This is a genomic window from Demequina aestuarii (assembly GCF_000975095.1).
Lineage (GTDB): Bacteria > Actinomycetota > Actinomycetes > Actinomycetales > Demequinaceae > Demequina > Demequina aestuarii.
Map to the genome: position 1 here is coordinate 1,453,956 of NZ_BBRD01000001.1, position 14,288 is coordinate 1,468,243.

Sequence of the window (14,288 nt, forward strand, 5' to 3'; positions counted from 1 at the left end):
CTGCCCCCTTTCCGTCGCCCCCATGCTACCGCCGGGCACGACATCTGAGGACCGTCTGCCAGAAGTGAGAACGTGCCCGGGCTCAGGGCGCGAGATACGGCTCGAGCGAAGGGATGTTGCGCACCACCCAGAACACCAGCAGCACGGCGGGCAGGGAGATCGCGAGCCACATCGGAATCGCGGGTGGAGGCTGCCCCCGCCACGCAGTCCGCACCCATGCCAGCGCCAACGCGACTCCGAGCGGGACGATCAGCAGGACGACGACGGGGTTCAGGGCCAGCGCGGCGCCCACCTCTCCATGAGCGAGCTCGTGGACGGCACGCAGGCCGCCGCAGCCCGGGCACCAGTGGCCGGACGCGGACAGGAACACACAGGGCGGGAAGAACCCGGAGCGGTAGGGGTCGGCCATCGCGGTGTACGCGGTGGCGACGGCGAGGACGGCCAAGGCGCTCACGGGCGCCACGAGGCGACGAACGGGAGAGTCCGTCGCGGACGCGGCGAGCGCCTCGGCCGTCCTCGACTGCACCTAGAACTCGGTGGTGGTGAACTCGTACGAGCCGGTCGCGATCAGGATTCCCCAGATCACGGCGCCGAGCACCGACAGCACGGTGCCGATGATTCCCAGGATGAAGCCGATCTGGCCCAGGTTGCCGTTGGTGGCGAGGCCCTCGGCCTGCGCCTGCTTCGACTTGTTGCCGACGATGATCGCCGGAATCGCCGTGAAGAAGCCACAGCACACCAGGCCGAGAATGCCGAGCACGAGCGAAATCGTGCCCAGGCTGTTCTTCGACTCATTGCCACCTGCACCGGGGAACGGCTGCGGTGCCGAGGGCGGAGGGGGCGGGGGAACGTCCGTCATATCTGTCTCCTTGTGGTTCAGCGCGGTCGAGGAAGACGACCGCTACTTCAGTGGCTGGCCGTGGCCGAGGGCGCGCAGCGAGGCGCCAGCGGCAAGGGCGACGACAGCGAGACCGATGCCCACCCAGACCACCGGCCACACCGGAAAGGCGATGCCGATGGACGCGACGAGCGCCGCGATGATCAGTCCCACATTGGTCACCCAGCCTGCGGTGGTCTTGCCGTGGTTAGCGTGGGCCTCATCCGGGAGGTCTTCCGGGGCGATCTCGATGCTCGACATACCTTCTCCTTGCCAGTCGTGGGGACAGTCTAGCCACGGCCCGCAGGGCCCAGGCGCGACGCGAGCGCAATGGCCCGCATCATCGCGGCGGCCTTGTCCTTGGTCTCTTGATCCTCGCGCGCCGGCACCGAGTCGGCGACGACTCCTGCACCCGCCTGGACATGCGCGACGCCGGATTCGATGAGCGCGGTGCGGATGGCGATAGCCATGTCCATATCGCCCGCGAAGTCGAAGTAGCCGACCGCACCGCCGTAGAAGGCGCGGCGCGCGGGCTCGATCTCGTCGATGAGCGCGATCGCGCGCGGCTTGGGCGCTCCCGACAGGGTGCCCGCGGGGAACGTCGCCGTGAACACGTCGACCGGACCGTAGGCGGCCTCCAGGTCGCCCTCCACCGTCGAGCAGATGTGCATGATGTGGGAATAGCGGTTGACCCGCATGAACTCCACCACCTCCACCGACGTGGGCTCACACACCTTCACGAGGTCGTTGCGAGAGAGGTCGACGAGCATGACGTGCTCGGCGCGCTCCTTGGGGTCGGCGAGCAGGTCCTCCTCGAGCCGACGGTCCTCGTCCGCCGAGCCTCCGCGCGGACGCGAGCCCGCGATCGGGAACGTCGACACGCGGCCACGGTGCACGCTGACGAGCGACTCGGGGCTGGCCCCGACAACGGCGAACTCGCGGCCGGCATCGTCCTGGAGCTGGAAGCAGTACATGTACGGACTGGGGTTCAGCGTGCGCAGTACGCGATAGACGTCCAGGGCCGATGCCTCGCAATCGACGTCGAACCGCTGCGCGGGCACCATCTGGAACACCTCGCCGTCGCGGATCGCCTCCTTCGCGAACTCGACCATGCGCTCGTACTCCCCCGGGCCGCTGCGGTGCCGCACCCCGGGTTCGGACGCATCGTCCCGCAGGGCCGACACCTCGCCTACGGGCGCATCGACGAGCGCGCGCTGCATCGCGTCGAGGCGAGCGAGAGCGTCCGCATGAGCCTGCTCGATGCCGCTTGCCTGGGCATCGGCGTTCACGGCGTTGGCGATGAGCCACACGGACCCATCGTGGTGGTCGATCGCGGCGACGTCGGTCGCCAGCAGCAGGTGGGCGTCCGGGACATCGATGTCCTTGGGCGCCTTCTGCGGCAGCGTGGGCTCCCATTGCCGGACCACGTCCCAGCCGAGCACTCCCACGAGACCACCCGTCAGCGGCGGAAGGCCGGGGATCGCCTCGGACCGCAGCTCTCGCAGCGCCGCGCGGATGACGTCGAGCGGAGCCCCATCGGCAAGCCCCACAGGAACGTCTCCCGACCACCGACCCTCGTCACCGTCGACCGTGAGCGCCGCCCGGGAGTGGACGCCCACGAACGAATAGCGTCCGCGGGTGCCGTCGGGCTCGGCGGATTCGAGAATGAACGTGCCTGGGCGACCGGCGGCGAGCGCCCGGTACACGGCGACAGGGGTGAGCCCGTCGGCGAGCAGGCGCCGGACCACGGGCACCACGCGGTGCGTGCGCCCGAGCGCGATGAACTCGTCGAGAGCGGGCCACGTCTGTCCCCACTCGACCGTCACCGGCGCGTTCACGGCGCCGCCCCACCGGAGACCGGCAGCTCGCCCCCGGCGTCGAAGCATCGAGCCGTGCCGGTGTGGCAGGCCGGGCCCTCCTGAGTGACAGTGACCAGGAGGGCATCGCCGTCGCAGTCCATCTCGACGCTGTGGACGATCTGGATGTGTCCCGAGGTGTCGCCCTTGCGCCACAGCTCGCCCCGTGAACGGCTCCAGTACACGGCGCGCCCGGTGGTGAGCGTGGCGTGGAGCGCCTCGTCATTCATCCAGGCCACCATCAGCACGTCACGGGTGGCGCGCTCCTGAACGACGGCGCACACCAGTCCATCGGCGGTGCGCTTGAGCCGCGAGGCGATGTCGGCATCGAGAGGCATGCGCCCATCCTTCCAGACTGGGACGCGGGGACACGCCGGACGACGCCGACCAGTGCTGCACACGGCTGCGACGGCCGTGGCTCAGGAGACGCCCGTGCAGTCACGGCGACGCCACCAGCAGCCAGCGTCACGCGTATGTGCACCAGTGGTGCGCCAATGCAGGCCAGGCGGCCGATGCGCGGGGATCAGTCGCGCGTCTGCGACACCCACGCCTCGTAGAGGCTGGCATAGATCCCGCCTGCGGCCACGAGCTCGCGGTGGGGTCCCACCTCGACGAGCTCTCCCTGCTCCATGACGGCGACCACGTCCGCGCGCTCAGCGGTTGAGAGTCGGTGCGCGATCACGACCGCCGTGCGCCCCTGCATGAGCCCCTCGAGGGCGCGCGAGATGCGCACCTCGGTGGCGGGGTCGACCGCACTGGTCGCCTCGTCGAGGATGAGCAGGTCGGGGTCGCGCAGGTAGGCACGCGCGATCGACACGAGCTGCCGCTCCCCCGCGCTGAGCAGCTCTCCGCGGGGACCGACCGGCGTGTCCAGTCCGTGCGGAAGGGCAGCGACCCACGCGTCGAGCCCCAGCGATTCGAACGCAGCCAGCGCACGGTGCTCGAGGTCGTCCTCGCTGGCCCGCGGCAGCGCGTACGCCAGGTTCGAGCGCACCGTACCGTCGAAGAGGAAGCCCTCCTGCGGCACCACGGCGACCGATCGCCGCAACGACTGCATCGGCACCTCGCGCAGGTCCACACCGCCCACGCGCACCACGCCCTCCGTCGGGTCGAAGAACCGCGACATCAGACGGGCGAGCGACGTCTTTCCGGACCCGGTCTGGCCGACGAGTGCGATCCGTCGCCCTGCAGGGACAGCGAGGTCCACCCCCTTGAGCACCTCAGGGCCGTCCGAGTACGTCAGCCGAACGCCCTCGACGGACAGCTCTCCGTGGCCGTGCGGGATGGGCGTGCCATCGGCGCCCGGATCCGCGACGGTGACCTCCTGATCGACGAGCTCGAGCACGCGCTTCCACCCCACGACCGCGCGCTGCATCTCGGCGAGCATCTCGATGATCCACATGAGCGGTCCCGCGAACATGTAGACGAGGAAGGCGAAGGCCACCACGGTGCCGACGCTCAGGTCGCCGCGCACGGCCAGCACGGTGCCGCCGATGAGCGCCAGGCCGGTGGCGAGCGACTGCCCGATGACCGTCGACGAGAAGTTGGCGGAGGCGAGGATCGAGGCCTTGCGCTCGGCCGCGAGGATGTCGTCGATCTCGCCGTGCAGCTGATCACGCATCCGCTGCTGCACGCCGTACGAGCGGATGGTCGCCACGCCCACGATCTGTTCAGACGTGCGGCCCATGAGGTCTGCCATCTTGGAGCGCACGACCTGGAATGCTCGCCGCACCCGCGGTTGAATCCACAGCAGCGACCCCACCATCGGCAGGAAGGCCAGCAGCACCAGCAGCGACAGCTGCCAGGAGTACGCGAGCATCACCGCGAACACCACTGTCGACTCGAGCGCCGAGATGATCATGGCGGCGCCCGTCCACTGCATCAGGTCGCGCATCGTCTCGACGTCGCCGGTGACACGCGACACGTAGCGGCCGCGCTGCTCCTCGTTCTGAGTGAGCACCGACAGCTCGTGCACCTTGCCGAATGCACGGATCCGCAGCGTCGCGAGCCCTTTCTCCGCGGCCGTCACCATGCGTACACGCACCTGCCACGCGAGAATGGCGGCGATCACCAGCACTGCAGAGCCCGCCGCCGCGTACGACACCACGGTGTCGACGTCCACGCCCCCGTCGGCGAGCAGGCCCTCATCGGTCACGCGCTGCGTCAGGAACGGCACCGCCGCACGGCCCATCGCCGCGAACGTCGCCAGCACCAGGGTCACGGTGAGGCCGACACGGAACTCCGGGCTCACCTGGAGACCCCGCCTGAACATCTGCGTCACGCTCGAGTCTTCATTCATCCGACGTACCCCGCCTCTTCGTCCGCCTGGCGCTTCGAGTCCTCCTCGTAGGCCATCACGAGCTCGCGATACCCCGGGTCCCGAGCGATCAGCTCGAGGTGAGAGCCTGCGTCGACCACGCGACCCGCGTCGACGTGCACGACGTGGTCGGCGAGCAGGATCGAGGCGAGCCGGTACGCGATGATCAGCACGGTGGGTCCAGCACCATCGGCGCTGAGGCCGCGCAGGATCTCCTGCTCGACGCGCGGGTCCACCGCGGAGGTGGCGTCGTCGAGCACGAGCACCCGCGGATGGCGGACCAGCGCGCGGGCCAGCGCGAGTCGCTGCCGCTGGCCGCCCGAGAGATTCATCCCGCGCTCAGCGAGGCGCGCGTCGAGCCCGGCGTGCTCGCCGCCACCGAGCAGTTCGACCACGTCGATGACATTCGCGCGCCGCAGCGCGTCCCACACCTGATCGTCGGAGAAGGGCTCGCCGAGCGTGACGTTCTCCCGCACCGTGCCAGCGAACACGAAGGCCGTCTGCGGGGCCAGGGCGACGTGCTCCCCGAGGCCCGCGATGGTGCTGAGGTCCACGTCGTCGAGCGTCACCGTGCCCTCGATGGGGCGGGCGAGCCGGGACGCCGCGAGGGCCACCGTCGACTTCCCTGAACCGGTGGCCCCGACGAGCGCGGTCACCGTCCCGGGCGCCAGTTCGAGAGACACATCCCGCAGGATGACGGCGAGGTTGCCGTCGCCGTCGTCCGCGCCGATGTCCGCCGCGTCGAAGCGCATCGACCCTGCACCCGACTTCGCGAGCGGAGAGTGGCCGGGGTCGTCGACTTCGGTGGCCGCCTGCGCGATCTCTCCCACGCGGCGGAACGCGACGAGAGCCTGCGGCATCTGGCCGAGCACCCATCCCAGACCGCGGATCGGCACGGCCATCAGCGTCACCAGGTAGATCGCGGAGACGACGTTGCCCACGGACACGGCGCCCGCGTCGGCCCGGATCGCGCCCACGATCATGAGCGCCACCGACCCGAGGGGGACGATGAGGTCCATCAGCGGCTCGAACCACGCGCTCGTGCGGCCCACCTTGATGTCCGCGTCCTGGAGCCCGCGTGCGGCTGCCGCGAAGCGCTCCGTCTCGCGCTCCTCCGCGCCGAGCGCCTTCACGACGGTGCCGCCCTCGAAGCTCTCGTGAGCGATGGTCGAGACGTCCGCGCGGAGCGTCTGTCCCAGGTCCCAGCGCGGGGTGATGACCTTCTCGTACGCGAGGTTGATCGCGAAGATCACCGGCACCACCGCGAGCCCAGTCACGGCGAGCCACGGGTCCATGCGCCACATCGAGTATCCGGCGGCGAACATCATCACGAACGACCCCACCGTGAAGGCGAACGGATGCAGAGTGTTCGTCGCGCTCTCCGAGTCCGAGGACATGGCCGACAGCATGCGGCCGGAGGGGTTGGCGCGGTGCCAGCCGAGCGGCAGGCTCGCCAGCGCATCGGCGACGACGCGGCGGTGGCGGGCGCCCACGCCTGCCACCGCGATGCCCTGCACGCCACGTCGCAGACCTACGAGCACCGCGTTGAGGATGCCGATGACAAGGAAGACGGCGCCGGCGAGCCAGATCGCCGCGATGGGGTCCTGGGTGATCTCCCCCCACGGGCCGCCGATCGTCTCGCCCTCGACGCCGGGGATCACCACGTCGTCGGTGATCTGGCCCAGCAGGGTGCCGAACGCGACCGTGAGCAGAGAGAACGCGGCGGCAGCGGAGATCGCGAACGCGAAGCGCTTGGGCTCGGTGCGCATGCCGTGGCGCAGCAGCTGCATCGCCTTGCGGTTGAACGTTCCTGACAGTCGATAGTCCGCCGCGTGACGGCCGGCGGCGGTCACCGGACCTCGATCCCGGCGGCGCGCATCGCATCCTTCACGTCGGAGATCGCGAGCGTGCCGAAGTGGAACACGCTCGCGGCCAGCACCGCGTCGGCTCCTGCTCGCGCAGCCTCGACGAAGTGTTCGACCGTGCCGGCGCCACCCGAGGCGATCAACGGGATGGAGACGACCTCGCGCACCGCACGGATCATCTCCACGTCGAAGCCGGAGGTCGTGCCATCGGCGTCCATGGAGTTGAGCAGAATCTCGCCGGCCCCCAGGTCCGCACCACGCCGCGCCCACTCGACCGCATCGATGCCGGTGCCCCGACGTCCGCCGTGAGTCGTGACCTCGTACCCCGACGGAGTCACGGTCTCGCCCTGGCAGCGGCGGGCGTCCACCGAGAGGACCAGCACCTGGCTTCCGAACCGCGCCGCGATCTCGGACACGAGTTCGGGACGGGCGATCGCCGCGGTGTTGACGCCCACCTTGTCCGCGCCGGCGCGCAGCAGTCGGTCCACGTCGGCAGTCGAGCGGACTCCCCCGCCGACCGTGAGGGGGACGAACACCTCGTCGGCGGTGCGGCCGACGACGTCGAATGTCGTGTCGCGGTTCGCGGACGATGCGGTGACGTCGAGGAACGTGACCTCGTCCGCGCCTGCAGCTCCGTAGGCGCGCGCGAGCGCGACGGGGTCGCCAGCATCCCGCAGGTCCACGAATTTGACGCCCTTCACCACCCGGCCCGCGTCGACGTCGAGACACGGAATCACACGCACTGCTGTGCCCACTACTCCTCCGGGTTCCATACGTCGAGGATGTCCACGACGATGATCATGCTGCCGCGCTCGGGGTAGCCGAGCGCCGGGGGTACCACCATGAGGACGCGCGACCCCGCCCGCTGGTCGAGCAGTCCCTGCTGGAAGCCGGGCACCGCGGAGACCTCGTCCATCTGGACCAGCAGCGGCTCGCGCTCCGCGTCCCACGACGAGTCGAAGACATCGCCGGCCTGCCATTCCTCGTCCGAATCGTCCGGGCTGTCGTCGTGATGCACCATCGTGTAGTTGACGAGCACGTGCGAGGCCGACCGCACCTGCGTGCCGCCACCGTTGATCAGGGTCGCGACTTCGAGGTCAGGGCTCGCCTCGCGGTCCGGATCGATCTCGACCACGGGTTCGCCCTCGACGCCGAGCGTCACCTCCGGCATGCCCGCCACCGGCTGCTGGTCCTCACCCTGGGCGTGCGTGGGCAGCACGTCCACGACGATCGCGACGGGCTCGTGCTCGTCCTCGCCCTGTCCGGGAGGGGACACGACCAGCACCCGTCCGCCGACACGGACGGTCTGAAGTGCCTCGTAGATGCCTTCTCCGACGATCTCGGGGGCCATCAGGAACGACTCGGGCGACCCGTCGAACGTGTTCATCATCACGGTGCCGTCGACGAGCGATTCGCCATAGATGTCCAGCAGCAGCGGCTGACCCTCCTGGAGGGCCTCGCCGTCGCCTTCCCACAGCACTCGGGTCTGCTCTTCGGGATAGTCCAGACCGGGCTGGAACTCGATGTCAGGCGCGAGCGTCTCGGACTGCACGACCGTCACCTGCTCGATGTCGCCGGAGGCCGATGCGCTCGCCTCAGCCCCGTCGCCAGTCGCCGAGCATGCCGAGAGCACCAGCGCGAGGGCGCACGCCGCTCCGGTCACGGCTCTCGAGCGCATGGGAGGCCCCTTTCAGGACGAGGTGGGAGAACGTCATTCTACCGGCGCGGAAGCGGTGTCGAGCGCCTCGAGCAGAACGTCCACGCGTTCGTCGGCGTTCCTGAATGGGTCCTTGAGCAGCACCGTGCTCCTCGCGCCGCCTGCGATCTTGAGGTGGACCCAGTCCACGGTGAAGTCCTGGCCTGCCGCGAGGGCCGCCGTCACGAACTGCCCGCGCAGATGCGCGCGGGTGGTGGCCGGCGCCACCGTCTTCGCGCGCTCGATCCGGCTCTCGTCCACCACCGTCGCCGCCAGACCATCGCGCACCAGGCGGGTGAACAGCCCCGTGGACGGCGAGACGTCGTGGTAGGCGAGCTCGAGGCGCGCGAGCCGCGGGTCATCCCACGCGCACGCGAGGCGGTCGCGGTACCGCTCGAGCAGACGCAGCTTGATGGCCCAGTCGATCTCGGTGTCGATCAGGCCAGGCTCCTGGTCCCGCACTGCGCGGATGCCGCGCTCCCACAGGTCCAGAATCCGCGCGACCTCGTCGGTCCCGTCGATCACCGCTCCGACCTGGGAGCGGACGGCGTCGAGGTACTCCTGCTGGATCTGGACCGCGGTCAGGCGCCGGCCGTCCTCGAGCTCGACGGTCGCCGCGCCGGTCAGGTCGTGGGCGACGTCCCGGATGGCCTGCATCTCGTTGGCGAGAGTCAGGTCCGGCAGCCGGACGTGCGCCTCCATGAGGCGCAGGATCAGGTCAGTGGCCCCCATCTTCAGCAGCGTCGTGGTCTCCGACATCGACGAGTCGCCCACGATGACGTGCATGCGGCGGTACAGCTCTGCGTTGGCGTGCGGCTCGTCGCGCGTGTTGATCATGGGTCGGGACCTGGTGGTCGCCGAACTCATGCCTTCCCACATGTGGTCGGCGCGCGGCGAGAAGCTGTACGCGGCTCCTCCCGGGGCGCGGGTGATGGAGCCCGCCCCGGTGACGATCTGGCGAGTGATCAGGAACGGCAGGAGGGCCGATGCGAACGCGCGGAAGTCCGCACGTCGCCTCACGAGGTAGTTCTCGTGGCAGCCGTACGAGTTGCCCGCCGAATCGGTGTTGTTCTTGTACAGGTGGATCGTGCCCTCGACGCCGGCATCGGCCAGCCGGCGCTCGCCTTCGGCGACGAGATCGTGCACGATCCGCTCGCCCGCCTTGTCGGAGGCGATCAGGTCCGTCAGCGAGTCGCACTCCGCGGTCGCATATTCGGGGTGGGCGCCCACGTCGATGTACAGGCGCGAGGCATTCGGCAGGAACACGTTCGACGAGCGCCCCCACTTCACGACCGAGTGGAACAGGTGCCCCGCCACTTCCTCGGGGGTGACGGCGCGCGCGTTCGGCGCATCCAGGTGCAGTCCGAACTCGGTCTCGAGTCCGAAGATGCGGCGCTCGGCAGGGACCTCCAGCGGTGGCGGCACCTCGGCGGAGACGCCATCAGGGAACGCGCCCGCGGCTACTGCCCGCCCTTCTGGACGAACGAGCGCACGAACTGCTCCGCATTGGTCTGCAGCGAGCCGTCGATCTCGTCGAGGAGGCTGTCCACCGCATCGGTGCTCTCCGCCTTGGCGCCGGGAGGGCCGGGCTCGGGAGCGGGCGCGTCGTGGTCGAAGGAACTTCCTGAGGTCTGGTGCTGAGGCATCTGTCGATCCTATCCCTGTGAAAGCTCGTCGAGGAGGGGGTGAGTGGTGGCCAGCGGGTCGTCCAAGTGCAGCACTTCGAGCTTGCCGTGGGCGGTCTCGCGATCGAGCACCACCGATGCCCACCCTGCGGCGTCCACGAGCTGTGGGTAGGTGCCGACGAAGGCGCCTCGCACGGCGGCACGGGTCGACGACGGAGGCTGGCGCATGGCTCGTTCGACCTCCGCGTCGTCGCTCACGCGCGTGACGGCGCCCGCATCGGTCAGCCGAGACGCCCACCCGTCCCCGAGCCGACCCCACTGAAGGTCGAGCGCCGCCAGGCGCGGATCCGACCACGGCATCGGCGCCGCGAGCCCGTCATCGCCCCGTTCAGTGTGCTTGTCGCGGATGCGGCCCAGGAGCTGCAGCTTGGCGACCCACTCCACGTCGCGTGCGGCGTCGAACATGTCCCGTCCGAGCGCGTCCAGCACGCCCTCCCAGCGAGCGATCACCTGGGCGTCGTCAGCATCGGCGATGTAGTCGCGGCTGATCTCGAGCAGGGCGCGCTGGATCTCGAGCGCGGTGGCGCTCTCCCCTGAGGCGAGCGGCAGCGTGGCTGCCAGGGCCAGGTCGCGCGACACGGTGCGCACGGCGGCCACCGGCTCCGCCAGCACGAGCGCGTCGAGGCGCTCGTCATCGGCCTCGATCGCCGACAGCACCAGAGACGTCGCGCCGACCTTGAGGTAGACGGGTACGTCGAAGCAGTTCGCGTCCCCCACGATCACGTGGAGGCGTCGCCACCGACGACGATCCGCATGCGGTTCGTCGCGGGTGTTGACGATGGGCCGGCGCAGTGTGGTCTCGAGACCGATCTCGGTCTCGATGTAGTCGGCCCGCTGCGAGATCTGGAATCCTGCCTGCTCGCCCCGCTGGCCGATGCCCACCCGGCCCGCACCGGTCACGACGGGACGGGTCACGAGGTGGCTGGTGATCAGGCGCGCCAACCGGTCGAAGTCGACGTCGCGACGCACCAGGAAGTTCTCGTGGGTGCCGTAGCTCGCCCCCTTGCCGTCCACGTTGTTCTTGTACAGCGCGACGGTGGAGTCCTCCTCCTGTGCATAGCGCGCGGCGGCCGCGAGCGCGATCGCGTCTCCGGCGCGGTCCCACACGACGGCCTCACGGGCCGTCGCGACCTCCGGACCCGAGTACTCGGGATGCGCGTGGTCGACGTAGAAGCGCGATCCGTTGCCCAGCACCGCGTTCAGGTGGGCGGGGTCCTCCCACGAGCCACGGCGTCGCCGCAGGGAGATCAGGCCGTGCTGCGGGTTCCACTCGTGGGCGTCCGTCAGCATGTCCGCCCCCGCCGTCGCACGCTCGCGCCGGTGACCGCGCTGATCCTGCAGAGGATCCTCGCCGCCGTAGTCCCAGGGGGCGCTGCGGCCATCCGCCCACAGACGGCACGCGTTCACGAGCCGCGAGGACAGCAGGATCGGGTTCGCCTGGTCCCGCGCGGGATCGACGATGCCGTACTCGGTCTCGATGCCGACGACGCGCATGCCTACCCCTCGCGCAGCGAGCTGGACGCGACGGCCTTGGCCTCCGCGAGCTCCTGGTCGCATGCGGCGTCGACGTGCTGCGCGGAGATGCCGCGCTCGCCTCCCGCGATCACCGACTTGATGGCTCGTGTCTTCGCGCGGTCGACCGCGTTGCGCACCAGCGCTCCAGACATGTACTTGGCGTTCGACGGGTCGGCGTAGAGCCGATCCACGCCGCGCTCGATGAGGTCCGCGATGGCCGCCGCCCGGTCGCCTCCGGCCGCCTCGAGGGCGGAGTCGGCGAGCGGCAGGTCGGCCGTGAGGTACTTCGAGAAGATGTCGCGCGCGGATGCCGCATCGGGCCGGCTGATCTCGATCTTGACGTCCAGGCGACCCGGACGGAGGATCGCGGGGTCGAGCATGTCCTCACGGTTCGAGGCGCCGATCACGATCACGTTGCCGAGCTGCTCGATGCCGTCCAGCTCCGTCAGCAGCTGCGGCACGATCGTGGTCTCCATGTCGGAGCTGACGCCGGAGCCCCGGGAGCGGAACAGCGCCTCCATCTCATCGAAGAACACGACCACAGGAGAGCCCTCGGACGCCTTCGCGCGTGCCCGCTCGAAGATGGTGCGGATGTATCGCTCGGTCTCGCCCACGTACTTGTTGAGCAGCTCGGGGCCCTTGACGGACAGGAAGTACGAGCGGTCCGCGCCCACCGCATCGGCAAGAGAGTGCGCGACGGCCTTCGCGATCAGCGTCTTGCCGCAGCCGGGCGGGCCGTACAGCAGGAGGCCTCGGGGCGGCGTCAGCGCGTGCTCGCGGTACAGGTCAGGGTGGCGCAGCGGCAGCTCGATCGCGTCCCGGATGCGCTCGATCTGCGCGCCCAGTCCACCAATCGACGCGTAGTCGACATCCGGCACCTCCTCGAGCAGGAGCGCCTCCACGCCGGTGCGCTCGACGCGCTCGGTCGCGAACCCCGTCCGGGGGTCGATGATCACCGTGTCGCCCTCGTGCAGACGTTCGTACGCGTCGCCGCCGACCAGCACGACGATGCGCTCGTCCTCGCCGCGCGCCACGACCAGCACGCGCTCGTCGTCCAGGACCTCGCGCACGATGGCCCCCTGGCCAGAACGCTCGGGCTCGGCCACCCCCACCACCACGCTCATGGCGTTCAGGAGCACCTCGTCTCCCGAGGCGAGGTCGGGACCGACCTCGGGCAGCATCGCGACGCGCATCCTGCGCCCGTTGCTCACCACGTCGGCGAGCGCCCCCTCGCGCTTCACGAACGTCGCGAAAGTGTGGGGCGGCTGCTGCGCCTGGGCGAGCTTGTCGCGCATGTCGCCCAGCGATTCGCGGGCCGCCTCGAGGAGACGCTGCAGCTCGGTGTTGCGCGCCTGCAGCGCGGCCACCTTGTCCTGTCCGTCGACGACCATCAGCGGCCTCCGTCCTCGGTGCCCGTGTCGGTGTCGACAGGTGCACCGGTCTCGATGTCATCGGTGGTGCCGGGCATCACGCCCATCTCCACGTCGCGGGTGCGCTCGGCATCCCTGCGCACGCGGCGCACCTTCTTATCACTCACGGACCGTTCGCCCAGATCCTCCGGCGTCCAGTCGGCGTCGGTGGGATACGCGCCCTTGGATGGGCGACGCGTGCGCACGGGTGCCGTCTGACCAGGTGCCAGGCGGCGCGCGGTGATGAGGAATCCCGTGTGGCCGATCATCCGGTGGTCCGGGCGCACCGCGAGTCCTTCGAGGTGCCAGGTGCGCACCATCGACTCCCACGCCTGCGGCTCGGTATAGCCGCCGTGGGACCGCAGCTCCTCGGCGACGCGCGACAGCTGAGTGGCCGTCGCGACGTAGGCGAGGAAGACGCCGCCGGGGGCGAGCGCCTCGGCCGCCGCCTCGAGGTTCTCCCACGGTGCGAGCATGTCGAGCACGATGCGATCGACCGTGCCCGGTTCCGCCACGTCGCGCACGCGATCGGCGAAGTCGCCGATCTCCAGGCTCCAGGCGGGGTGCGGGCCGTGGAAGTGGCTCTCGACGTTGGCGCGGGCGATGTCCGCGAAGTCCTCGCGGCGCTCGATCGAGATCAGGCGGCCGTGGTCGCCGACCGCACGCAGCAGCGACATGGTGAGGGCGCCGGAGCCGACGCCCGCCTCGACCACGGTCGCACCGGGGTAGATGTCCGCCATCTGGATGATCTGGCCCGAGTCCTTGGGGTAGATCACGGCGGCACCGCGCGGCATGGACATCACGAAGTCGCTCAGCAATGGACGCAGCACCAGGTAGTCGTAGCCGGCCGTGTTGGTCACCACCACGCCCTCAGGACGGCCGATGATCTCGTCGTGCGTGAACTGGCCGCGGTGGGTGTGGAACGTCTTGCCCGCCTCCAGGACGATCGTGTGGTGGCGCCCTTTTGCGTCGGTGAGCTGGATTCTGTCGCCTGCGCGCAGGGGGCCGCGGCGCGCGTCGGCGCCGGCAGGAGGGGTGGGGGCAGTCATGCCTCCAGTCTAGGGCGCG

General features: G+C 70.0%; 14 protein-coding genes. All 14 read right to left on the minus strand.

Annotated elements, in window-relative coordinates:
- Positions 1-82: 82 nt before the first annotated feature.
- Positions 83-526: a DUF2752 domain-containing protein gene (locus AOP72_RS06825; RefSeq protein WP_062134158.1), complete on the minus strand. Its 444-nt coding sequence runs from the start codon at positions 524-526 to the stop codon at positions 83-85.
- Positions 527-859 (minus strand): DUF4190 domain-containing protein, encoded by a 333-nt coding sequence (locus AOP72_RS06830; RefSeq protein ID WP_062134160.1) that lies wholly within the window; start codon positions 857-859, stop codon positions 527-529.
- A gap of 42 nt (positions 860-901) precedes the next feature.
- Entirely contained in the window at positions 902-1,138 is a 237-nt protein-coding gene (locus AOP72_RS06835; protein WP_062134163.1) for an HGxxPAAW family protein, read from the minus strand.
- 29 nt (positions 1,139-1,167) lie between these two features.
- Complete coding sequence (locus tag AOP72_RS06840) at positions 1,168-2,763, minus strand: anthranilate synthase component I (protein WP_084631455.1); 1,596 nt, start codon at positions 2,761-2,763, stop codon at positions 1,168-1,170.
- On the minus strand, positions 2,712-3,071 hold the full coding sequence (gene hisI, locus AOP72_RS06845; protein ID WP_062134166.1) for a phosphoribosyl-AMP cyclohydrolase: 360 nt from the start codon (positions 3,069-3,071) through the stop codon (positions 2,712-2,714). Before hisI ends, AOP72_RS06840 begins: the two co-directional genes overlap by 52 nt.
- 185 nt (positions 3,072-3,256) lie before the next feature.
- Positions 3,257-5,005 carry an ABC transporter ATP-binding protein gene (locus AOP72_RS06850; RefSeq protein ID WP_238581681.1) on the minus strand — a complete coding sequence of 583 codons (1,749 nt, stop codon included), beginning with the start codon at positions 5,003-5,005 and terminating at the stop codon, positions 3,257-3,259.
- A gap of 23 nt (positions 5,006-5,028) precedes the next feature.
- The gene (locus AOP72_RS06855; RefSeq protein WP_062134172.1) at positions 5,029-6,903 is read right to left on the minus strand and encodes an ABC transporter ATP-binding protein; all 1,875 of its coding nucleotides are present in this window, start codon (positions 6,901-6,903) and stop codon (positions 5,029-5,031) included.
- Positions 6,900-7,670, minus strand: coding sequence for an imidazole glycerol phosphate synthase subunit HisF (gene hisF / locus AOP72_RS06860; RefSeq protein WP_152650274.1), 771 nt, complete (start codon positions 7,668-7,670; stop codon positions 6,900-6,902). Before hisF ends, AOP72_RS06855 begins: the two co-directional genes overlap by 4 nt.
- Positions 7,670-8,593 (minus strand): FKBP-type peptidyl-prolyl cis-trans isomerase, encoded by a 924-nt coding sequence (locus AOP72_RS06865; RefSeq protein ID WP_062134177.1) that lies wholly within the window; start codon positions 8,591-8,593, stop codon positions 7,670-7,672. The genes hisF and AOP72_RS06865 overlap by 1 nt, the downstream gene beginning before the upstream one ends.
- Before the next feature lie 33 nt (positions 8,594-8,626).
- The gene (gene pafA / locus AOP72_RS06870; protein ID WP_238581630.1) at positions 8,627-10,036 is read right to left on the minus strand and encodes a Pup--protein ligase; all 1,410 of its coding nucleotides are present in this window, start codon (positions 10,034-10,036) and stop codon (positions 8,627-8,629) included.
- A 35-nt stretch (positions 10,037-10,071) separates the two neighbouring features.
- Positions 10,072-10,257, minus strand: a complete 186-nt coding sequence (locus AOP72_RS13385; protein ID WP_062134180.1) for a ubiquitin-like protein Pup — start codon at positions 10,255-10,257, stop codon at positions 10,072-10,074.
- Between the two features lie 9 nt (positions 10,258-10,266).
- Positions 10,267-11,790, minus strand: coding sequence for a depupylase/deamidase Dop (gene dop / locus AOP72_RS06880; RefSeq protein ID WP_062134183.1), 1,524 nt, complete (start codon positions 11,788-11,790; stop codon positions 10,267-10,269).
- Positions 11,791-11,792: 2 nt separating this feature from the next.
- Positions 11,793-13,202, minus strand: coding sequence for a proteasome ATPase (gene arc / locus AOP72_RS06885; protein ID WP_062134186.1), 1,410 nt, complete (start codon positions 13,200-13,202; stop codon positions 11,793-11,795).
- Positions 13,202-14,269, minus strand: coding sequence for a tRNA (adenine-N1)-methyltransferase (locus tag AOP72_RS06890; RefSeq protein ID WP_062134189.1), 1,068 nt, complete (start codon positions 14,267-14,269; stop codon positions 13,202-13,204). The genes arc and AOP72_RS06890 overlap by 1 nt, the downstream gene beginning before the upstream one ends.
- Positions 14,270-14,288: the final 19 nt, after the last annotated feature.